Annotated in this window: 18 protein-coding genes; 12 read left to right on the plus strand and 6 right to left on the minus strand. The window is 73.2% G+C overall.

The features are described from left to right. Window positions 1–113 precede the first annotated feature (113 nt). Together PKE99_RS34735 and PKE99_RS34740 are read right to left on the minus strand one after the other, a co-directional pair. The gene (locus PKE99_RS34735; RefSeq protein ID WP_051737256.1) at window positions 114–1520 is read right to left on the minus strand and encodes an FAD-binding oxidoreductase; all 1407 of its coding nucleotides are present in this window, start codon (window positions 1518–1520) and stop codon (window positions 114–116) included. Window positions 1521–1761: 241 nt separating this feature from the next. Beyond that, window positions 1762–2190, minus strand: coding sequence for a DUF3237 domain-containing protein (locus tag PKE99_RS34740; protein ID WP_037044450.1), 429 nt, complete (start codon window positions 2188–2190; stop codon window positions 1762–1764). 151 nt (window positions 2191–2341) lie between these two features. Between PKE99_RS34740 and PKE99_RS34745 the strand changes: the two genes are divergently transcribed. Together PKE99_RS34745 and PKE99_RS34750 are read left to right on the plus strand one after the other, a co-directional pair. Then, window positions 2342–5131: an ATP-binding protein gene (locus PKE99_RS34745; protein WP_037044448.1), complete on the plus strand. Its 2790-nt coding sequence runs from the start codon at window positions 2342–2344 to the stop codon at window positions 5129–5131. Between the two features lie 66 nt (window positions 5132–5197). Then, the gene (locus PKE99_RS34750; RefSeq protein WP_051737255.1) at window positions 5198–6046 is read left to right on the plus strand and encodes an alpha/beta fold hydrolase; all 849 of its coding nucleotides are present in this window, start codon (window positions 5198–5200) and stop codon (window positions 6044–6046) included. 61 nt (window positions 6047–6107) lie between these two features. Here PKE99_RS34750 and PKE99_RS34755 read toward each other — a convergent pair whose 3' ends face one another. Further along, window positions 6108–7169 carry an LLM class flavin-dependent oxidoreductase gene (locus PKE99_RS34755; RefSeq protein ID WP_231498167.1) on the minus strand — a complete coding sequence of 354 codons (1062 nt, stop codon included), beginning with the start codon at window positions 7167–7169 and terminating at the stop codon, window positions 6108–6110. A gap of 121 nt (window positions 7170–7290) precedes the next feature. Between PKE99_RS34755 and PKE99_RS34760 the strand changes: the two genes are divergently transcribed. The 5 genes from PKE99_RS34760 to PKE99_RS34780 are packed head-to-tail and all read left to right on the plus strand — an operon-like array spanning window position 7291 to window position 14565. Continuing rightward, window positions 7291–8706, plus strand: a complete 1416-nt coding sequence (locus tag PKE99_RS34760) for a cytochrome ubiquinol oxidase subunit I (RefSeq protein WP_037044445.1) — start codon at window positions 7291–7293, stop codon at window positions 8704–8706. 9 nt (window positions 8707–8715) lie between these two features. Further along, the gene (gene cydB, locus PKE99_RS34765; protein ID WP_037044444.1) at window positions 8716–9717 is read left to right on the plus strand and encodes a cytochrome d ubiquinol oxidase subunit II; all 1002 of its coding nucleotides are present in this window, start codon (window positions 8716–8718) and stop codon (window positions 9715–9717) included. A 42-nt stretch (window positions 9718–9759) separates the two neighbouring features. After that, on the plus strand, window positions 9760–11466 hold the full coding sequence (gene cydD / locus PKE99_RS34770) for a thiol reductant ABC exporter subunit CydD (protein WP_037044443.1): 1707 nt from the start codon (window positions 9760–9762) through the stop codon (window positions 11464–11466). A gap of 44 nt (window positions 11467–11510) precedes the next feature. After that, window positions 11511–13199: a thiol reductant ABC exporter subunit CydC gene (gene cydC, locus PKE99_RS34775; RefSeq protein WP_231498166.1), complete on the plus strand. Its 1689-nt coding sequence runs from the start codon at window positions 11511–11513 to the stop codon at window positions 13197–13199. A 13-nt stretch (window positions 13200–13212) separates the two neighbouring features. Continuing rightward, window positions 13213–14565: a GH39 family glycosyl hydrolase gene (locus tag PKE99_RS34780; protein ID WP_051737254.1), complete on the plus strand. Its 1353-nt coding sequence runs from the start codon at window positions 13213–13215 to the stop codon at window positions 14563–14565. A gap of 50 nt (window positions 14566–14615) precedes the next feature. Here PKE99_RS34780 and PKE99_RS34785 read toward each other — a convergent pair whose 3' ends face one another. Then, window positions 14616–15428 carry a PaaI family thioesterase gene (locus tag PKE99_RS34785; protein WP_037044440.1) on the minus strand — a complete coding sequence of 271 codons (813 nt, stop codon included), beginning with the start codon at window positions 15426–15428 and terminating at the stop codon, window positions 14616–14618. Window position 15429: 1 nt separating this feature from the next. Then, on the minus strand, window positions 15430–16191 hold the full coding sequence (gene fabG / locus PKE99_RS34790) for a 3-oxoacyl-ACP reductase FabG (RefSeq protein ID WP_037044439.1): 762 nt from the start codon (window positions 16189–16191) through the stop codon (window positions 15430–15432). Between the two features lie 167 nt (window positions 16192–16358). Here fabG and PKE99_RS34795 point away from each other — a divergent pair, with 167 nt between their 5' ends. Both PKE99_RS34795 and PKE99_RS34800 read left to right on the plus strand, forming a co-directional pair. Further along, the gene (locus tag PKE99_RS34795) at window positions 16359–17120 is read left to right on the plus strand and encodes an SDR family NAD(P)-dependent oxidoreductase (protein WP_037044438.1); all 762 of its coding nucleotides are present in this window, start codon (window positions 16359–16361) and stop codon (window positions 17118–17120) included. 17 nt (window positions 17121–17137) lie between these two features. After that, window positions 17138–17500, plus strand: coding sequence for a VOC family protein (locus tag PKE99_RS34800; RefSeq protein WP_051737253.1), 363 nt, complete (start codon window positions 17138–17140; stop codon window positions 17498–17500). 18 nt (window positions 17501–17518) lie between these two features. Here the strand turns inward: PKE99_RS34800 and PKE99_RS34805 are convergent, their stop codons facing one another. Further along, window positions 17519–19114: a Na+/H+ antiporter gene (locus PKE99_RS34805; RefSeq protein ID WP_037044437.1), complete on the minus strand. Its 1596-nt coding sequence runs from the start codon at window positions 19112–19114 to the stop codon at window positions 17519–17521. Window positions 19115–19156: 42 nt separating this feature from the next. Here PKE99_RS34805 and PKE99_RS34810 point away from each other — a divergent pair, with 42 nt between their 5' ends. From PKE99_RS34810 to PKE99_RS34820, 3 genes are all read left to right on the plus strand, one after another. Continuing rightward, complete coding sequence (locus PKE99_RS34810) at window positions 19157–19690, plus strand: YbhB/YbcL family Raf kinase inhibitor-like protein (RefSeq protein WP_037044436.1); 534 nt, start codon at window positions 19157–19159, stop codon at window positions 19688–19690. Between the two features lie 62 nt (window positions 19691–19752). After that, window positions 19753–20334, plus strand: coding sequence for a hemerythrin domain-containing protein (locus PKE99_RS34815; RefSeq protein ID WP_037044435.1), 582 nt, complete (start codon window positions 19753–19755; stop codon window positions 20332–20334). Between the two features lie 62 nt (window positions 20335–20396). Further along, a complete protein-coding gene (locus PKE99_RS34820) occupies window positions 20397–21227 on the plus strand; it encodes a family 1 encapsulin nanocompartment shell protein (RefSeq protein WP_037044433.1) in 831 nt (276 codons plus the stop codon). Window positions 21228–21233: the final 6 nt, after the last annotated feature.

Consider the following 21233-nt stretch of genomic DNA (forward strand, 5'->3'; position numbering starts at 1 on the left):
GCTGCCTCAAGCGCTACATCACCCGCCAGCTCTACCGACAGCTCGAACACCCACCAGCCGCAGGGGCTTGACGAACCATAGGAGCGTCCCGTGAGTGTCCTTCGCGACTGCGACTAATCATTTGGCTCAATGTTCTGGTTCAGTCGGAAGACATTCTCCGGATCGTACTTCTGCTTGACTGCACTGAGTCGATCGAAATTCGAGCCGAAAGCCGATCGGATTCGGCCTGATCCCTCCTCGCCGAGATAGTTAACATAGACCCCACCGCTCGCAAATCGCGCGGTCGCTCCGACGAAGTCCTTCGTCCAGGAGACGTTCTCCTCGGCGTTCCGCCGATCCTCCCACATCGAGGTGACGAGTAAGTTATAGGTGGAGTCTCTGTGCCAGAAGGCGGTCTCATCGCGACCAACGTCGTTCATCGCGCCGTCCCCGTTGTGTTCGATGACGACCGTCGTCATCGACGAGGGCACGGAGGAGAACTGTTCGACAATTGTGCCGATCGCGTCGTCCGAAAGTCCGTTCAGGAAATCCGACTTCCAGTAGTTCTGGAAGTTGTGCGGCCAGAATACATCAGCCATCGTCTGTGCGGCGCTGTAAGGCATCGGCTCGATGATGTCCGCAACAGGCGGCCCCCAGTCACGAAGTGGTCGTAGTACCTTCTCCCCGACCTCAAGATCGCCGGTGAAGACCCCGCCGATGCCGACGACCAGTTCCCCCTGGACATCTTCCGGCAGGAATGGTGCCGGAGGTGCCGTGAACAGCAGTGCACCGGCGGTCAACTCCCGCGGCGCTGTTGTCTCGAAGTCTCGCCAGAACTTCAGAGCCTCGCGAGCGCGAGAGGCCCGATGGACGACCAGTCCGGCGAGGACGGTTCCGGCTGGATGGACCTCGAACTCGAACGAGGTAACGATCCCGAAGTTGCCGCCACCACCCCGGACAGCCCAGAAGAGGTCGGGGTTGTCTTCTGTGCTGGCCTGGAGGAAGCGCCCGTCCGCGGTGACGACGTCGACCGAGACCAGGTTGTCGCAGGCGAGGCCGTGCTTTCGGACCAGCCACCCGAGTCCGCCACCTAAGGTGAGACCGGCGACCCCTGTCGTCCCCACGAAACCCCCAGCGGCCGCAAGCCCGAAGTGTTGCAGATCGTGGTTGACCTCAAGCCAGGTCAGCCCTGCTTCCGCCCGGACGATCCTGAGCCGCGGATCGATGCGCAGTCCCTTCATCGGAGACAGATCGATCGTCAATCCGCGGTCAGCCAAGGCGTTGCCGGTGACATTATGTCCGCCCCCTCGGATGGCAATCGGCAGGTCATGCCTTCGACCGAATTTGACCGCGTCAATGACGTCACCGACACCGGCGCAGCGTACGATGATCTCGGGCCGCCGGTCGATCATTGCGTTGTAGACACGCCGGGTGTCCTCGTAGTCCGGGTCCCCGGCGCGCACGAGGTTACCGCGAAGATCCGATTTCAAGAGATCGACTGCCGAGCCGAAGGATGCCGCGGACTGCCTGTCCTGGTCCATCTAGTGTCCCCTCCGTTCAGGTCGAGCGACCAATGGCGCGAGCGGGAATATCCTCCTCATTCCGAGATCACGGCAAGTAGGGTTCGAGGGAGCGGGCGCGCGCGGATTCTATGGCCCAAGGTCGGTTCCCGCGGATCCCTGGTGGCCGGGCGAGGACCCGGGCGTTTGACGGCGTTGAGGCCCCGACACTCGGCAACCGAGCGTCGGCTCCGGCTCTCCGTCGCCGGCCGGCCGGGGTTGCTCAGCGCACCTCGTACCACTCGTAGTCGACGGAGAGATCCTCGTGGAGGACGCCCTTGCCGACCGCCTGTACGCGATTGAGCCAGGTGTAGCGCTCGTCGCCGGTCTCGAACCGCGCTGCGATGTACGCCGTCAACGGGGGGTTCATGCCGCCTGACACGTCCACCCGGCCGCCGTACTGGACATACATGACGGCGCCGTCGTCTGTGCGGTATGCGGACCGGATGTCGAGCGTGGCGGTGCCCTCCGGGCCGACGAGCAGCCAGTCCGCTGCCGCGTCGCCCATTAGCTCGGCGTTCAGCCGGTCCCCCTCGATCTTCGAGCTCGCAAGCTCGAAGACCAGTCTGGTCCCGGCAGGACCGGAGCCGACCTCGATGGGCGGCTTCACCTGTATCCGCACCGTGCAGAGCGGCACCAGCTCGATAGTCATCGCAGGCTCCCGTGGTCGGAGACCGTCCAGTGTCGTAACCCGCTGCGCAACAAGACATACGCAATGGTGCGTAGGACCGGCCCGGCCACCGGCGCACGATCCACACGGCGAGATCGTGGCCGGCCTCGCTCCTGTTCGCGATACTCGCCGGATGGGTCCGACGCTCGTCGGTCGCTCCGAGGAGCTGGCGGCGCTGCTCGATGCCTGTCACGGCGGGCCGGGCCGGCTCGTCCTCGTGACGGGCTGTGCGGGCAGCGGCAAGACGACACTGCTCGAGGAGCTGACGCGGCGCGTGACCGACGCCGGCGCAGTGGTCGGGTCGGGGCACGCGGTGCCCGGCGGGGGTCCGTTCCGCCCGGTGGCCGAGGCGCTGGTCCGGGTCGCGCCGCCCGCGCTCGCCGACGAGGGGGCTCTGTCGCCGTTCCGCGCTGTGCTCGCGCGGATCCTTCCGACCTGGCCGCCCGCGCTCGCCGCAGGTACGCACCTCGTCGATCCGGTGGTCGTCCTCGGCGAGGCGGTGCTCGCACTGCTCCGGGTGCTCTCGACCGACCGGCGGACGGTGTTCGTCCTGGACGACGCCCAGTGGGCGGATCGGGACACCCTCGCGCTGCTGGAGTACCTCGCGGGCGGTCTGCGGGAGGTGGCGGCGACCGTCGTCATCGCGGCACGCGACGACCAGGCCGTTCCCGACGCGCTCACCGCCCTGCATCGACATGCTCGGATCCGGACCGTCGCGTTGCGTCCGCTGCCTCCGGCCGACGTCGCGCTGCTGGTGCGTCGGACCGTCGGTGGGGAACTCCCGCCGGAGGCCGAGGAGTACGTGGCACGGGTGAGCGAGGGCGTCCCCCTCCTGGTCACCGAGTTGGCGGCCGGGCTCCTGGAGAGCGGGTCGCTGGTACCGGACGGGAACGGGTGGCGAACGACGAGCACGCTCACCGGCGGACTGCCTCCCTCCCATCTGGCTCTGGTCCACAACCGGGTCGCGGGCCTGGCGCCCCGGGCTCGGGAGCTGGTCCGCACCGCCGCCGTGCTGGGCCCCGAGCTCGACGCGGACCTACTGACGACGGTCCTCGGCTCGGACGCCGCCGAGGTCGCCGACGGGCTGTCGTCAGCCGTCGACGCCGGCCTGCTCACGAGGAACGCGGCCGGAGACGTGCGCTGGCGGCACGCGCTGACCTGCGGTGCGGTTCTTGCCGGGCTCACCCCGCCCGAGCGGGGCGCGATCGCTGCGCGTGCCGCAGAGGCGCTCGAGGACGAGTTGGGTGTGCGCCGGGCCCTGGTCGCGGACCTGCACGCGCGCGGCGGGCGTCCGGCCCGCGCCGCCGCGCTGCTGCTCGAGGAGGCGCGCGACGCCGTCGCCGCCGGGGCTCTGGCCACCGCGCAGGAGATCCTGGAGCGGTCCCTCGTGCTGGCCGTGGGAGACCCCGGCCTGGTCGTGGCGATCACGGTCGAGCGGATCCAGGCGTTCGCCCTGGCGACGCGCACGGACGAGGCGATCGCGGCGGCGGACGTCGCGCTGCCGACCGCGACGGGTGCAGACCGGACGGCGCTGGCAATCGCCGCTTCCCGGGCCTGCGTGGGCGGTCAACGCTTCGACGAGGCCGGCCGCTACCTCACGCTGTTCGGGGATCCCGACGATCCTCGGGTCCAGGCGCTCGCCGCCCACATCGCTCTCGACGCCGAGGACCTCGATCAGGCGTTGGCTCTGGCGACTCGCGCTGCGGCGGCCGCCGAGCAGGTCGGGCCGCCGGACGTCCTCTGCGAGGCGCTCGAGGTCGTCGGACGGGCGCTGCGGCGGCGCGATCCGAAGGCGTCCGTCGCCGCCTTCGAGCGGGCCGAGCAGGTCGCGGCCGGCCACGGCCTCACGCCGTGGCGGATCCGGGCGCTCGCCGAGCTCGGCGCCACCGAGTTGTACGGAGCAGCACCGGCCGGCCGCCTCGCCGAGGCGCAGACGCTCGCGCTCGACGCCGGCATGCTCGGCACCGCGACGGCCCTCGACCTCCAGGCCGTCGCGATGACCGTCGGGACCGAGGGGATGGTCGGCGTCATGTCCCGCGCCGAACGGTGCGCGGACCGGGCCGGCCGGCTGGGGCTCACCGGCCTCCAGGCGCACGCGTTGATGTTCGCCGCCCGCGGCCGGGTGCATGCCGGCCGAGCCGGGCAGGCGGACCTGCTCCTCGACGAGGTCGACCGGCTCGTCCCGAGTCCGCTGTACCGCTCCGAGCGGTCCCACAACCGGTCCACCGACGCCTGGCTGGACGGCGACGACGAGCGGGCCGCGCGGGAGCTCGACGACTGCATCGCTCTCCTGCGGGAGCTGCCCGCCGCACCGCCGGCGCCGGTCTGGGGCGAATGGGTCGTGCTGCGCACCGTGTGCGACCCCACCGACGACGGGCCGCGTGCAGAGCTACGGGAATCCGACGTCCTGGTCCAGGCCGTCAACCGGGCCGCTCTCGCCTATGCCGACGCCGTCGCCGCCGCGCACGTTCAGCAGGTCGACCCCGGCCTGCTGCTCGCCGAGGGCGACCGGCTGCTGGCGCCCCACCCGTTCCTCCGCCACTGGCTGCGGATCATGCTCGTGCCGCGCGCGGTCGACGGCCGGCTCGGGGACGCTCCCGCGCTGCTGCGCGAGGCTCACGCCTGGTTGCTGGCCCACGGCGAGAACCGCATGGCCCGGCTCTGCGCGGCGCACCTGCGTCGCCTCGGTCTCCCGGTGCCCCGTCCCGGGCGGTACGGCGAGATGGTCCCTCCGCGGCTGCGCGCCCTCGGCGTGACCGGCCGCGAGCTGGAGGTCCTGAGGCTGGTCGCCGAAGGCCTGGGCAACATCGAGATCGCCGGACGGCTGCAGCTGTCGCGGCGCACCGTCGAGACACACGTCAGCAACCTGCTGCTCAAGACCGGCACGCGTTCGCGGGAAGGCCTGACGGGTCTGGCTCCGTGAGCTGCCCGGCCCAGATCCGTGTGTCACCCGGATCCCCCCGCACGCCACCCCGGGCAGCGTAGGGGCATGACCACGACTACCACCGCAACGAGCCACGGTCGGATCGACGTCGGCGACGCCGAGCTCGAATACTGGGAACGCGGCCCTCGCGACGCGCCCCACACGCTGTTCCTCGTCCACGCCGGCGTCTTCGGTGAGTGGTTCCGCCCGATGTTCGACGAGCCGGCACTCGACGGGTTCCGGGTCGTACGGGTCCACCGCGCCGGCTACGGCGCCAGCTCCCGACCCCACGGCCACCTCACACTGGCCGACCACGCCCGCCAGTGCTGCCGGCTCCTGCGGGAGCTCGGGATCCGGCGCGCCCTCTGGGTCGGTCACTCCTCCAGCGGCTGCATCGGACTGCAGGCGGCCCTCGACGACGCCGACCTGATCACGGGTCTCGTCCTGCTCGAGCCGGCGCCGAACCCCGCCGGGCCGTCCAGCCAGGTCCTGGTCCGTGAGGTCGTCGGCCCTGCCATGGCAGCAGTCGGCGCCGGCGACTTCGCCCAGGCGACCGACACGTTCCTCAGCGGCGTCGACGGCCCCGACTACCGGGCCGCCGTCACCGCCCGCCTGGGCGAGGACGCGTTCGACCGCATCGTCCGCGACGCCACGTTCTTCTTCACCGACGAGATCCGGGCCGCGGGCGAATGGAACCTCGACCCCGAACGAGCGTCACGCATCACGGTTCCGGCCCTGCTCGTCACCGGCGGCGCCACCGCCGCCGTGACGAGCGCCTACGAGGAGACGGCGACGATCCTCGCAGGCATGCTGCCCGCCGCGCGCCACACCGTGCTGCCCGGCGTCAGCCACAGCATGCCCCTCCAGGACCCCGCCCGCGTCGCACAACTCGTCGCCGACTTCGTTCCCCGGTGAGCCTCCACGGGACGCGATCCGGGGGTTGCTCGAGCTCCTCGGTGCTCGATCCGCTCCCTCGTCACCGGGCCCGGGAACCGATCTCCCCCGCGTGCACCTCCCGCCGCGGCCGGGTGGTGGGCGGGAGGGTGAGGGCGGGGAGCACCTCGGCGCCGAGGCGGGCGACGTTGTCACAGGTGCGGGCGGTGTCGCCGGTGGTCTCGACCATCAGCGCGAGGGCGCGGGCGCCGGTGTGGCGGAGGGTCCGGTCCAGGCGGGCGCGGCAGAGGGCGGGGTCGCCGACCGGGTGGAGGCGGCAGAGGAGGTCGGTGTACTCGTCGGCGTCCCGCGGGGTGCGGGGCGCGCCGTCGTAGCGCGTGTAGCCCGCGAGCCCCGGCCGCAACCAGCGCGGGAGCGACTCCCGGACCTCGGCCTGCGCGGCGGCGGTGGTGTCGGCGACGTGCGCGAGGTGCGTGCTGACGTGCACCACGTCGGACCCGCCCCGCTCGTGGTAGGCGCGGACGGACCGGGCCTTCTCGTCGTCGTCGGCGTGCATGCCGAGCAGCATGGGCAGCCCGCGCTCGGCGGCGAGGCCGATCCCGGTCGCGGAGGTGACTGCCAGCAGCGGGTCCACCCCGCTCCGCGGCCCGGGCACGACCTCGACCGGGCGGAACCGGAAGTGCGGCCCGTCGCCGCGGACCCGGGGCCCGAACAGGGCCGAGAGCAGCAGGTCCAGCGACTCGGCGAACCCGCCGTCGAGCCGCTCCGGGCCCGTGCCGAACACCTCCAGGTCCACCCACGGCCCGCCGCGGCCGACGCCGAGCCGGAACCGGCCGCCGGACACCTGGTCGAGCAGCAGCGCCTGTTCGGCGAGCGCGACGGGATGCTGCACGGACAACACGCTCACCGCGGTGCCCACGGTGATCCGCGAGGTGGCACCGAGGACGTACCCCGCGAGCGTGACGGCCGAGGGGCACAGCCCGTAGGTCATGAAGTGGTGCTCGGCCAGCCAGACGGCGTCGAACCCGGCCTCCTCCGCGGCGACGGCCGCCGCGACCGTCCCCTCCAGCACGTCGGTCGCCGACCGGCCGGGGAAGCCGGGGGCCAGCAGGAACACCCCGACCCGGGGCCGCGCGCCGATCACGGGGAGGACCGTAACGGCACCGCCGCACGGTGATCGGACACACCTGCCCCGAACTTTCTACGTGGTGTAGAACTGAGCCAGAGCCTCTACAAGTCGTAGAAGTTCGGGAGGAGCCGCCGCCATGGCACTCGACCTGGCCCGTTGGCAGTTCGGGATCACGACGATCTACCACTTCCTGTTCGTGCCGCTGACGATCGGCCTGTCCGTGGTCGTCGCCTCCCTGCAGACCGCGTGGCACCGCACGGGCCGGACCGAGTACCTGCGCGCCACGAAGTTCTTCGGCAAGCTCTTCCTGATCAACTTCGCCATGGGCGTGGTGACCGGTATCGTGCAGGAGTTCCAGTTCGGGATGAACTGGAGCGACTACTCGACCTTCGTCGGCGACGTCTTCGGCGCGCCGCTGGCCATGGAGGCGCTGCTCGCGTTCTTCCTCGAGTCGACCTTCATCGGCCTGTGGATCTTCGGCTGGGACAAGCTCCCCCGCCGCGTCCACCTGGCCTGCATCTGGGCCGCCGCGATCGGCACCAACCTGAGCGCCTACTTCATCCTCGCGGCCAACGCCTGGATGCGGCACCCCGTCGGCTTCGAGATCGACCCGACCACCGGCCAGGCCCGGCTGACCAGCATCTGGGCCGTCCTGAGCAACGACCAGGCCTGGTCGACGTACCTGCACGTCGTGTCGGCCGCGTTCATCGCCGCCGGGTTGTTCGTCGCCGCGGTCAGCGCCTACAAGCTGATGAAGGACAAGGAACCGCGGGAGCGGGAGCTGTTCCGCAAGAGCATGCGGGCCGGGTTCGTGGTCACCGCGATCGCGGGCGTCGTCGTGACCCTGAGCGGCGACCACCAGGCCAAGCTGATGGCGCAGTACGAGCCGATGAAGCTGGCCAGCGCCGAGGCCCTGTGGGACGACGAGCACGCCGCCGGCTTCTCGATCTTCGCCGTCGGCGACATCCAGGACGGCCGCAACCACGTCAACGTGCAGATCCCCGGTGTGCTCGCCTTCCTCGCCACGGGCGACTTCGAGGGCGACGTGCAGGGCATCAACGACATCCAGGCCCGCTACGAGCAGGCCTTCGGCCCCGGCACCTACATCCCGAACGTCGGGCTCCTCTACTGGGCCTTCCGGATGATGATGGGCCTCGGCCTGGCCGGCGTCGCGATCTCGGTCGTCGGGCTCTGGATGACGCGCAAGGGCAAGCTGTTCCCCTACCGCTGGCAGTACGGGCTGGTCGTGGCCGCGCTGCCCGCCGCGCTGTTGGCCAACATCTTCGGCTGGATCCTCACCGAGATGGGCCGCCAGCCCTGGACGGTGGTGGGCGAGCTGCTCACCGCGAACAGCGTGAGCCCCGGGGTGAGCCTGACCGAGGTCGCGATCTCGTTGTCCGCCTTCACGCTGATCTACGCCGTGCTGGCGGTCGTCGAGTTCGGGCTGCTGCGCCGCTACGTCAAGGCCGGCACCGCCGCGGTCATGCCCTACCCCGAGGACGAGCCCGAACCCGAGAAGACCGACGACCGCGTCCCGGCGTTCGTCTACTAGGAGCCGATCATGGACCTGACAGTCATCTGGTTCCTCGCCATCGCCGTCCTCTGGACCGGCTACCTCGTCCTGGAGGGCTTCGACTTCGGCGTCGGCGCGCTGCTGCCGGTGCTGTCGAAGGACGACACCGACCGCCGCGTGATGATCAACTCGATCGGCCCGGTGTGGGACGGCAACGAGGTCTGGCTGATCACCGCCGTCGGGGCGACCTTCGCCGCGTTCCCGGCCTGGTACGCCTCGATGCTCAGCGGCTTCTACCTGCCGATGCTGCTGATCCTGCTCGCCCTCATCGGGCGCGGCGTGGCGTTCGAGTACCGCGGCAAGGTCGACTCGGCGGTCTGGCGGCGACGCTGGGACGCGGTGATCGTCGCCGGCAGCGCGCTCCCCGCCTTCCTGTGGGGCCTGCTCTTCGCCAACCTGGTCCGCGGGCTCGCGATGGGCCCCGACCACGTCGTCACCACGGACGTCTTCGAGCTGTTCAACGGCTACGCGCTGCTCGGCGGGGTGCTCACCCTCGGCCTGTTCCTGCTGCACGGCGCGGTCTTCCTCAGCCTGAAGACCGACGGCCCGGTCCGGCTGCGCGCCCGGTCGTTCGCGGCCTGGTCGGCGCTGGTGGTGCTGCCCCTCCTGGTCGCCTTCGCCGGCTGGACGCAGGCGCGCAGCGGCGAGCCGTGGACCCTGCCGGTCGCGATCGTGTCGGTCGTGGCGCTCGCGCTCGGTGCCGGCCTGGTCCGGCGCCGCCGCGAGGGCTGGGCGTTCACCGCCACCGCGGTGGCCGTGGGCATGCTGGCGGTGCTGATCTTCGGCTCGCTGTTCCCCGACGTCCTGCCGTCGACCACGGACCCCGCGAACTCGCTGACGATCGACAACGCCGCGTCGGCGCCCTACACGCTCACGGTCCTGAGCTGGGTGGCGGCGGTCTTCCTGCCGCTGGTACTCGCCTACCAGGCCTGGAGCTACTGGGTGTTCCGCAAGCGGGTCACCCGGGACCACATCGCCGTGAGCCACTGAGAAGCCGTGTCGATGGTCGACCCCGCAAAATCCGTCTCCCCCATGAAACCCCTCGATCCCCGCCTGCTGCGCACGGCGAGCGCCGTCCGCACGCACCTGCTCGTCGCCACCGCGTGCGGCGCGGCCCTCACCGGGCTGATCCTGCTGCAGGCGTGGCTCGTGTCCCGCGTCGTCGCCCGCGCGACCGGCGGCGCGGGGCTCGAGTCGACGGTCGGCTCCGCGAGCTCCGCCTCCGCGGAGCTCGCCCTGGTGATCGCGGCCGTCGCCGCGGTGGCGCTCGCCAGGGCCGGGCTCGCCTACGGCGCCGAGGCCGCCGCCCTGCGCAGCGCCGCCTCGGCGAAGTCGCAGCTGCGGATGCGGCTGGTCCGGCACGTCACCGGCGGTGTCCCCCGCGACCGGGACGCCGGTGAGCTGGTCACCCTCGCCACCCGGGGTCTCGACGCACTCGACGACTACTTCGCCCGCTACCTCCCCCAGCTCGTCCTGGCCGTGATGGTCCCGGTCGCGGTGCTCGTGGTGATCGCGGGCGCGGACTGGGTGTCGGCGGTCGTCGTCGCGGTGACCGTCCCCCTGATCCCGCTGTTCATGGCGCTGGTCGGCATGCACACGCAGGCCCGGACGAACCGGCAGTGGGCGCTGCTGAACCGGCTCGGCGGGCACTTCCTCGACGTCGTCGAGGGGCTGCCCACGCTCGCCCTGTTCCGGCGGGCCAAGGCCGAGGCGGCGCTCGTCCGGAAGGTCACCGACCAGCACCGCGAGGCGACCATGGGCACGCTGAAGGTGGCGTTCCTGTCGGCCTTCGTGCTCGAGGTCCTGGCGACGCTCGCCGTGGCGCTGGTGGCCGTGGAGGTCGGCTTCCGGCTGCTCTACGGCCGCCTGGACCTGGAGACCGCGCTGCTCGTGCTGATCCTCGCGCCCGAGGCGTACCTCCCGCTGCGTGAGGTCGGGGCGCGGTTCCACGCCAGCATGGAGGGCATCGCCGCGGCCCAGCAGGTCTTCACGGTGCTCGACGACCGGGCCGGCATCGTCCCCGCCGGCACCGGCGCCGCCCCCACCGGCGACATCCGCCTGCACGGCGTCACGGTCCGCTACCCCGGCCGCGACCGCGACGCCCTCCACGATCTCGACCTGACCCTGCCCGCCGGCCGCGCGACGCTCGTCACGGGGCCGAGCGGGGCGGGCAAGTCGACCCTGCTCGGGCTCCTGCTGCGGTTCGTCGAGCCCACCTCGGGCCGGATCACGGTGAACGCGGACGATCTCGCCGACGCCGACCCCGACCGCTGGCGCCGCGCGGTCGCCTGGGTCCCCCAGGACCCGCACCTGTTCGACGACACCCTCGCCGGCAACATCCGCCTCGGCGAGCCCGACGCCCCGGTGGCGGCCGTGCGCCGCGCCGCCACCCTGGCCGAGCTCGACGACGTCGTGGCCGGCCTGCCCGCCGGGTTCGCCACCCGGCTCGGTGAGCGGGGCGCGCGGCTGTCGGCCGGGCAGCGCCAGCGGGTCGCGCTCGCCCGGGCCTTCCTGCGGGCCGAGCGCGCGGAGACCCCGCCACTCGTGCTGCTCGACGAGCCGACCGCCCACCTGGACCCGGACAACGCGGCCGCCGTACGCCGTGCGGTCGGGCGACTGGTCGAGGGCCGGACCGCGGTGATCGTGACGCACGACCCGGCCTGGGCCGACGAGCTGCCGGCCGACGCCGGGCTCGTCCGGCTCGAGGCTCCCGCCCTGGTCAGCGGGGGTCGTGAGTGATGAGTGACCCTCTAGGGGCAGTACGCACTCACGGGGTGGTGCGGATGCTCGGGCTCGCGCGACCACGGGGAGGCCGGTTCGCACTGGGCGTGCTGCTCGGGGCCGCCGCCACGGCCGCGGGCGTGGGGCTGCTCTCGCTCGCCGCCTGGCTGATCGCGACCGCCGCGACCCATCCCGCCGTGACCGCGCTGAGCGTCGCGGTGGTGCTGACCCGCGCGCTCGGCGTGACCCGCGGCGTGGCCCGCTACCTCGAACGCCTGGTCACCCACGACGCCGCGCTGCGCACCCTCGCCGACGCCCGCGACCGCGTCTACGCCCGGCTCGCGGCCACCGAGCCGGTCCGCCGGTTCCGCTCGGGTGACCTCGTCTCGCGGCTGGTCAGCGACACCGACGCCACGCAGGACCTGCTGGTCCGCGGCCTGACCCCGCCGCTGGCGGCGCTGCTGGTCGGGGGCGGGGTGGTCGCGCTGTCGACCGCGCTGCTGACCGAGGGCGGGCTGCTGCTCGCGGCCGGGCTGGTGCTGGCCGGCGTGGCCGTGCCGCTGCTGGCCGCGCGGGCCGGCCGCGGACCCGGTCGCAGGGTCGCCGCGGCCCGCGCCGAGCTCTCGACCGCGCTCGTCGACGCCCTGCAGGGCGCCCCCGACCTCGTCGCCTACGGGGCGATGGACCGGGCCGTCGCGCGGGTCGAGGCGGCCGACGCCGACCTCACCCGCACCGCCCGGCGCGACGCCCGCCTGCTCGGTCTCGGCGCCGGGGCCACCGCGCTGCTGGCCGGCCTCACCCTGTGGGGCTCGCTGCTCCTCGGGGTCGCGGCGGTCTCGGCGGGCCGGCTCGGCCCGATCCCGCTGGCCGTGCTGGTGCTCACCGCGCTGGCCGCGTTCGAGATCGTGGCACCGCTGCCCGCGGCGGCCGCCCGGCTCGGCGCGGTCCGCGCGAGCGGCGAGCGGCTGTTCGGGGTGCTCGACACCCCGCCGCAGGTCCGGCCCGCGTCGGACGAGCCGGTGCCCGCCGGCCCGGCCGACCTGCGGATCCGGGACCTGACCGCCCGCTACGACGGTCCCCTGGTGCTCGACGGCCTGGACCTCGACGTCCCGGCGGGGGCGCACGTCGCCGTCGTCGGGCCGAGCGGGGCGGGCAAGAGCACGCTCGCCGCGATCCTGTTCCGCTTCCAGGAGGCCGAGGGCGGCGCGGTGCGGCTGGGCGACGCGGACCTGCTGCACCGCTCCCCCGACGCCGTGCGCGCCGCGGTGAGCGGGGTGCCGCAGGACCCGCACGTCTTCGACAGCACCGTGCGGGAGAACCTGCGCCTGGCCCGACCGGCGGCGACCGACGACGAGCTGCGGGCCGTCCTCACCCGCGTGCGCCTCGACCTGGACCTCGACGAGCCCGTCGGGATCCGCGGCAGCCGGCTCTCCGGCGGCATGCGGCAACGACTCGCGCTGGCCCGCGCGCTGCTCACCGATCCCGCGCTCCTCGTGCTCGACGAGCCGACCGCGCACCTCGACCCCGGCACCCGCGACGCCGTCCTCGACGACCTGCTCGACGCCGCCGCCGGCCGCGCCACCCTGCTGATCACCCACGACCTGGCCGGGGTGGAGCGGATGGAGCACGTGTACGTCGTCCGCGAGGGGACGGTGGCCGAGCACGGGACCCCCGCCGAACTGCTGGCCGCCGACGGCTGGCTCGCGCGCGCGGGTCGGGCCCCTCTCAGCCGCGCCACAGCCGGGCGCTGACACTCTCCGGGCCGTGCGTTCCCGCCGAACCCCTCCCGTCCTCGCCGCCCTCGCGGCCGGCCTGCTCGCCCTGGCCGGCTGCTCGTCCACCACCCCGCCCGCGACCGGCGCGGCCACCGACCGGTCCGCCGCGGGGCTCGACCTCGGCGAGGGCTGGGACTGGGCGCCCCAGGGCGCCCCGCTCGACCTCGGGGTGACGCACACCCAGGACAGCCTCGACGACCACGACCCGGCCGGGTCCAACGCCCGCGGCGAGGCGATCCTGAAGGACTCCGCGGTGTGGCAGAACGTGCACCTCATGGGCTTCGGCACGCTCAGCCCCGAGCCCGCGCCCGGGCAGTTCGACTGGGCGACGCTGGACGAGCGCATGGACCTGGTCAAGCGCACCGGCGCCCGCACGGTCCTCACCGCCTGCTGCGCGCCGGACTGGATGAAGGGCGGCGTCGCCGGGCAGACCGACTGGACGCGGCTCGAGGTCGCCCCGCTGCCGCAGGACTTCCGGGCCTACGCCGACCTGGTCGCGCAGACGGTGCAGCGCTACCCGCAGATCGAGCGGGTCGTGGTGTGGAACGAGCTCAAGGGCTTCTTCGACATGACGAGGAACCGGTGGGACTACGAGGGCTACACCGCGCTCTACAACGCCGTGTACACCGCGGTGAAGGCGGTGCGCCCGGACGTGCAGGTCGGCGGCCCCTACCCGGTCATGATCAGCCTGCCGCCGGACGACCCGAACGCCTCGGACACCCTCGAGGGCAGCTGGGGCGCGATCGACCAGCGGATCCTCGACGCGCTCGAGTACTGGGACACGAACAAGGTCGGCGCCGACTTCCTGGCCGTCGACGGCGGGACGGCGCAGCGCGGCGACACGATCAGCGGCCGGCTCGACGACGCCGCCGTGAAGTTCTCCGACGTCACCCGGTTCCTGCGCAGCACGACCACGCTGCCGATCTGGTGGACCGAGTTCTACTCCGAGGTGCCCGAGGGACAGACCGGCGCCGCGGACGGCCAGGCCAGCGCCGCCTCGACGCTCGCCTCCGTGGCCGCGTTCGCCCGGTCCGGGGTGTCGGTCGCGCTGCTGTGGGGCCCGCAGGGCAGCTCGCTGCCCTACTCCGCGCTCTGGACGGACGCCACGGAGGCGGCCGGTGGCGAGCCCACCCCGCTCACGCAGGCGTGGGAGTGGCTCGTCCCCCGGCTCGCGCAGGGCGACGTGGAGCTCGGCACCGCACAGGACTCGCCGCTGATCGCCTTCCGGGCGCCGGACGGCTCCGCACTGGTCGTGAACGTCTCCGACGACGAGGTGCCGGTCGCCGGGCAGGAGCCGCTGGCCCCCTACGCGATCGGGCTCCGCAACGCCCCCACACCGTGATCCCCGCTGCGGCCGCCCCTCCCGGGCGGCCCCAGCGGGAGCAGCGGGACCTAGCGAACCCGGCGGGTGACCGTCGCCGTGGTGGCCAGCTTGCCGGTGGGCCCCCACGCCTCCACCTCGACCACCCCGAAGGAGCGGCCCGCGTGCACCACCCGGGTGCGGAACTGCGTGGTGCCCGCGACCGGTGAGGGCCGCAGGTAGCAGATCCGCATCGAGCCCGTGACCAGCGGCCGGTCCGGGGGGCCGGGCAGTGCGGCCGCCGCGGCCACCTCCGAGGCGGTCAGCATGATCCCGCCGTGGATCGTGTCCAGCTCGTTGGCCAGCGCCGCCACGCCCGGCACCGACAGCACCACCGGGTCGCCGGACATCTCCGCACCCAGCAGCCCCACGACCGAGCCCACCGGCGGCACCTGCACCTGCGGGACCACGGCGTCGACGTCCGGCACCCCGGGCGTGAACTTGCCCCACTCGGTCGCGACGCCGAGCAGCGTGCCGTCCGCGGCCAGGATCCGGCCCTGGGAGAGCGAGCCCTCGGCGTCGGCCGCGACCGCCCGCGCCTCGACGGTCACGGGGGACCCGTCGAGCGGGACGGGCGCGACGAGGTCGACGGCCAGCTCCGTGGTGACCGCCCAGCCCTCGACCGGCCGGGGCAGGAGCATGGCCTGCCCCAGCACGGCGTCGAGCAGCACGCCCAGCGCCCCGGCGGAGGGCCGGCCGTCGGGGCCGACCATCCACCGGGCGGTGGGCATGCTCGCGCGGACCAGGCCCGCGTCGTCGACCTCGATCGGGCCCATCCCGACCAGGCGGTCCGGCCCGAGGGGCGCCGTCAGCAGGACCGGCGCCACCGTCAGATCGGCCGTCACGTCAGGCCTTCGGGCCGCCGGCGACGTAGATGACCTGGCCGGAGACGAAGCTCGAGCGCTCGTCGACGAAGAACGACACGGTCTGCGCGATGTCCTCGACCGCGCCGGCGCGCTGCACGGGGATCTCCTTGGCGCGGGCCGCCTTGAACTCCTCCCAGTCCACGCCGAGGCGCTCGGCGGTGGCCTTGGTCATCTCGCTGGCGATGAACCCGGGGGCGATGCAGTTGACCGTGACGCCGAACTTGCCCAGCTCGATCGCGAGGGTCTTGGTGAAGCCCTGCAGGCCGGCCTTCGCGGTGGAGTAGTTGGCCTGGCCGCGGTTGCCCAGCGCCGAGGTCGACGACAGGTTGACGATGCGGCCCCAGCCGGCGTCGACCATGTGCTTCTGCACGGCCTTGGCCATGAGGAACGAGCCCTTGAGGTGCACGCCCATGACCGAGTCCCAGTCGGTCTCGGTCATCTTGAACAGCAGGTTGTCCCGGGTGATGCCGGCGTTGTTGATCAGCACGGTCGGCGCGCCGAGCTCCTCGGCGACCCGGGCCACGGCGGCCTCGACGGCCGCGGCGTCGGACACGTCGGCACCGACGGCGATCGCCGTGCCGCCCGCGGAGACGATGGCGTCGACGGTGGTCTTCGCGGCCGCCTCCTCGAGGTCGATCACCGCCACCTTGAAGCCGTCCTGCGCCAGGCGCTGTGCGGTGGCCGCACCGATCCCCCGGGCCGCTCCCGTGACGATCGCGACGCGCTGCTGGGACTCCGCCATGTTCGGTCTCCTTCGACTTCGCTCGACTGCGCTACGCACCGGTCGCGAACGACCGATCGTTTCGTTCCGATCCTCGCACCGGGCTCCCCGCACGGCGCAAGCCGCTGTCGCCCGCGCCACGTCTCCGTTCGCTCCTGAGTTGGTGCGACTGCATTAAGGTCCCGCGCATGACGGTACTGCAGCGGTTCTCGCTCGAGGGCAAGGTGGCCATCGTGACGGGCGCGTCGTCGGGTCTCGGCGTCGCGTTCGCGAAGGCGCTGGCGGAGGCGGGTGCCGACGTCGTGCTGGGCGCGCGCCGGGCCGACCGCCTCGACGGCACGCGGAAGATGGTCGAGGAGCTCGACCGCCGGGCGGTGGCGGTGACCACGGACGTCGCCCGGCAGCCCGACTGCCAGAACCTGGTCGACACCGCGATGGCGGAGTTCGGCCGGGTCGACGTCCTGGTCAACAACGCCGGCATCGGCACCGCCGTGCCGGCGACCCGGGAGAGCGTCGAGGAGTTCACGCAGGTCATCGACGTGAACCTGAACGGCTGCTACTGGATGGCGCAGGCCTGCGGGCGGGTCATGCAGCCGGGCAGCAGCATCGTGAACATCTCCAGCATCCTCGGCATCACCACCGCGAACCTGCCGCAGGCGGCGTACGCGGCCAGCAAGGCCGGCCTGATCGGGCTCACCCGCGACCTCGCCCAGCAGTGGGGCGGGCGCAAGGGCATCCGGGTCAACGCGCTGGCCCCGGGCTTCTTCGAGACCGAGATGACCGACCAGTACAAGCCCGGCTACCTGGACTCGATGATGGAGCGGGTCCCGCTGGGCCGGAAGGGCGACCCGGAGGAACTGGCCGCCGCGCTGGTGTTCCTCGCGAGCGCGGCCGGCGGGTACGTCACCGGGCAGACGTTCGCGATCGACGGCGGCATCACGATCACCTGACGGGCTACGGTCGTCCGGTGAGTGATCCCGCGAAGACGCCGGTGAAGATCGGCAACGTCCTGCACCCGGTGGCCGACGTCGACGCCGCCGTGCGCTTCTACGCCGACACCTTCGGCCTGGCCACGAAGTTCGTCGACGGCGACCGCTACGCCGCCCTCGACGCCGGCGGCACGACGCTGGCCCTGGCCGGCCCGGCCGAGGACGTCACCGGCGGGGTGCCGGCGGCGTCGTTCAAGGTCCCGGACGTGGCGGCGGCGCTCGCCGCCCTCGTGCAGGGCGGCGGGTCCGTGGTCCGGGAGCCCGAGCAGGGCCCGCACGAGGTCCGGGCCGTGGCCCGGGACCCGTGGGGCAACACCGTGGTCGTCTACGGGCCGCAGTAGCCGCGGCGGTCCGGCGCGTCAGTCCAGCAGGACGGTCCGGAGGTCGAGCCGGCGCAGCACGCGGTCGGCCGCCTCCGGGTCGATCCCCGGCTCGCGGCGCGCCGCGAGCACCTCGGCGCGGGCGGCGGACAGCGCGTCGGCCTCGATGGACTGCAGCACGTCCCGGCGGTCGCGGATCGCGCGGAGCCGCTGGCGCTCGTCCTCGGACAGCGACTCGCCGGAGAGCACGGCGTCGAGCCGGCTCATCCGCTGCCGGATCGCGGCCTCGACCTCCTCCGGCAGCTGGTCGGACCGGTCGGCCTCGCCGATCCGCGCGGCCATCCGGTTCAGCGCGGCCCGCTGCGCCCGCCGCGTCACGATCTTCTCGGCGCGCTCCTCCGCGTCCGCCCGCTCGGCGACGCCCAGGGCCTTGACCAGCGTGGGCAGGGTGAACCCGGGCAGGAGCAGGGTCACCAGGAGCACCCCGACGGCGATCAGCGTGATCTCGGCGCGGGCCGGGAACGGTGCTCCCGACGCCATGACGGTGGGCAGCGAGAGCGCCAGGGCCAGGGTCGCCAGCCCGCGCATGCCGCACCAGGCCAGCACCACGGCCTCCCGGCCGGTGCGGGGTGCGGCGGAGGCGTCGGCGGAGCGGCGGACGGTCAGCCAGGCGACCGTCATCCACAGCACCCGGACCCCGACCACCACGAGGCAGACCAGCGCGGCGTGGCCCACCATCCGCGGCAGGTCCGTGCCCGCCTCCTCGACCACCCCGCGCAGGTCCAGCCCGATCAGGCCGAACGCGACCCCGGTGACCAGCAGCTCGACGACGTCCCAGAACGAGCGCTGGACCAGGCGCTCGGCGGCCTCGTCGGCGTCGCCGAGCCGGCGCAGCTGCAGTGCGACCACCACCACGGCCACCACGCCCGACGCGTGCACCTCCTCGGCGGCGAGGTAGACCGCGAACGGCAGCACCAGGGTCAGCGCGCTGCGCCCGATCGTGTCGGTGACCCGGGCCAGGACCATCCGCGCCAGCCACGCGACGACCAGCCCGATGAGCACGGCCGCGGCCGCGCCGAGCAGGAAGGACAGGGCGAGGCCGCCGAGCGACAGCTCGTCGCCCTGCACCGTGGCCAGCACCGCCGCCTGGAACACGACGAGCGCGGTGGCGTCGTTGAACAGGCCCTCGCTCTGCAGCACCGCGAGCAGCCGGCGCGGGATCCGCACGGGCCCGGCCACGGCCTCCACGGCCACCGGGTCCGGCGGGGCGACCATCGCGCCGAGGGCCACCGCGGCGGTGAGCGTGATCCCCGGGACGAGCAGCACCGCCAGCCCGCTCACCACCACGATCGTGACCACGACCAGCGCGATCGCGAGCAGCGCGATGGACCGCCAGCGGGCCCGGAACAGCGACCAGGAGGTGCGCTGCGCCGTCGCGAACAGCAGCGGCGGCAGGAACAGCGGCAGGATCAGGTCCGGGTCCAGCTCGAAGGAGTCCGGCAGGCCGGGCGTCAGCGCGACGAGGGCGCCGAGCACCACCATCAGCGCGGGCCACGGGAGCCGCAGCCGGTCCCCCACCCCCACCAGCAGCACCGCGCCGAGCATCAGGCCCACGATGAGCAGCAGGTTCTCCACCGGGGAAGCTTCCCAGTCCGATCGGTGCCATGATCGGTCGCCATGAGCCACGACCCCTACAGCGACCTGCCCGACCTCCCCACGTTCGAGCTGACCAGCGACGACGTCACCCACGGCGGCACCCTCGACACGCCGCACCTGTCCGGCCTCATGGGCGCGGGCGGCGAGGACCGGTCACCGCACCTGTCGTGGAGCGGCTTCCCCGAGGGGACGAGGTCGTTCGCCGTGACGTGCTACGACCCGGACGCGCCCACGGCGTCGGGCTTCTGGCACTGGGCCGTCGCCGACATCCCGGCCACGGTCACCGAGCTGCCCGCGGGCGCGGGCGACGAGAACTCGTCGTCGCTGCCCGAGGGCGCCGTGGTGCTGGCCAACGACGCGGGCATGAAGCGCTTCGTCGGTGCCGCCCCGCCGCCCGGGCACGGCCCGCACCGCTACATCTTCGTGGTGCACGCGGTCGACGTGGAGAGCCTCGGCCTGCCCGACGGCGCCACCCCGGCGTTCCTCGGGTTCAACCTGTTCAGCCACGCGATCGCGCGCGCGACCCTCACCGCGACGCACGAGAACACCGGCTGAGCAGGCACCTGGACGGGCATCAGGGCGGGCGCGGCGGGGCCGTTCGGCAGTACGGTCCGGCCGTGCCCGACATCACCCAGCTCATCCTCGACGACCACGAGTGGTTCCGTCGCCGGTTCGCCGAGCTCGACGACCTGCGCGCCGAGGGCGCCGAGCCGACCGCGCTCCGCGCGGTCTGGCGCCCGCTCGCCGACCTGCTCGACGTCCACGCGGAGGCCGAGGAGCGGATCTTCTACCCGCAGCTGCTCCGGAAGGGCGAGAACGACCCGGAGGAGGAGACGCTCGACGCCATCGGCGACCACAACGACATCCGCGACGGCGTGCGCGAGGCGGACCGCAACCCGGTCGGCAGCGCGGGCTGGTGGGCCGGCGTCGACAGCGCCCGCGAGGCCAACGACGAGCACATGGGCGAGGAGGAGAACGAGGGCCTCCCCGACTTCCGGCTCCACGCCCCGTCCGGGCTGCGCGAGTCCCTCGGCCGGCAGTTCACCGAGTTCAAGGAGCGGCACCCGGGCGGACGCGGCATCGAGATCACCGACAAGGACCCCGAGGAGTACGTGGAGACCATCGAGCGGGAGATCCACCCGCCGTCGGACTTCTCCGGCGACGTCTCGCTCGGCATCGGCGGGCTCCGCGGCCGCTGACCCGTCCACAGCGGCCCACCACGCCGTTCCCCCACGTCCTCCCCACCACGCAAGGAGCACCCGTGACCGCACCCTCCGACCACCTGCTCAGGGCGAACGCGCCCATCCCCACCGAGGCCTGGAAGGCGATCGACGACGAGGCCCGCGAGCGGCTCACCCCGCTGCTCGCCGCGCGCAAGCTGGTCGACTTCGTCGGCAGCGGCGGCTGGCAGCACTCGGCGCGCAGCCTGGGCCGGACGACCGGGCTGGCCGGGCCGCCGCCGGGTGTCGAGGGCGGCGCCGGGGTGAGCGCGCGCGTCCGCCGGGTGCTCCCGCTCGCCGAGGTCCGCGTGCCGTTCACGGTCTCGCGGGCGGAGATCGACGACATCCAGCGCGGTGCTCCCGACCCCGAGTTCGAGGACCTCGACCGGGCGGCGCGGGTGGCGGCCGAGATCGAGAACCGCGCGGTGTTCCACGGCTGGCCGGCCGCGCACGTCGAGGGCATCGCCCAGGTCGCGCCGTACGACCCGCTGCCCCTGGGCGAGGACTGCCTCCGCTGGCCGGGCGTGGTGGCCCGCGGGGTGGACACGCTGCGCCGCAACGGCATCGGCGGGCCGTACGCCCTCGCGGTCGGGCCGGACCTGTACACGAAGATCGTCGAGACCACGGAGCACGGCGGGTACCTGCTCTTCGACCATCTCAAGCGGATCCTGGGCGGCTCGGTGATCTGGGCGGCCGGGGTCGACGGCGCGGTGCTGGTGAGCGAGCGGGGCGGGGACTTCGCGCTCGACGTCGGGCAGGACCTCGCGATCGGCTACTCCCACCACGACGCGGACTCGGTGAGCCTGTACATCGAGGAGAGCTTCACCTTCCAGGTGGTCGAGCCCGACGCGGCGTTCGCGCTGACCGTCTGACGGCCC

This window comes from Pseudonocardia halophobica (assembly GCF_027922425.1).
In the GTDB taxonomy this organism is placed as follows: Bacteria; Actinomycetota; Actinomycetes; order Mycobacteriales; family Pseudonocardiaceae; genus Pseudonocardia; species Pseudonocardia halophobica.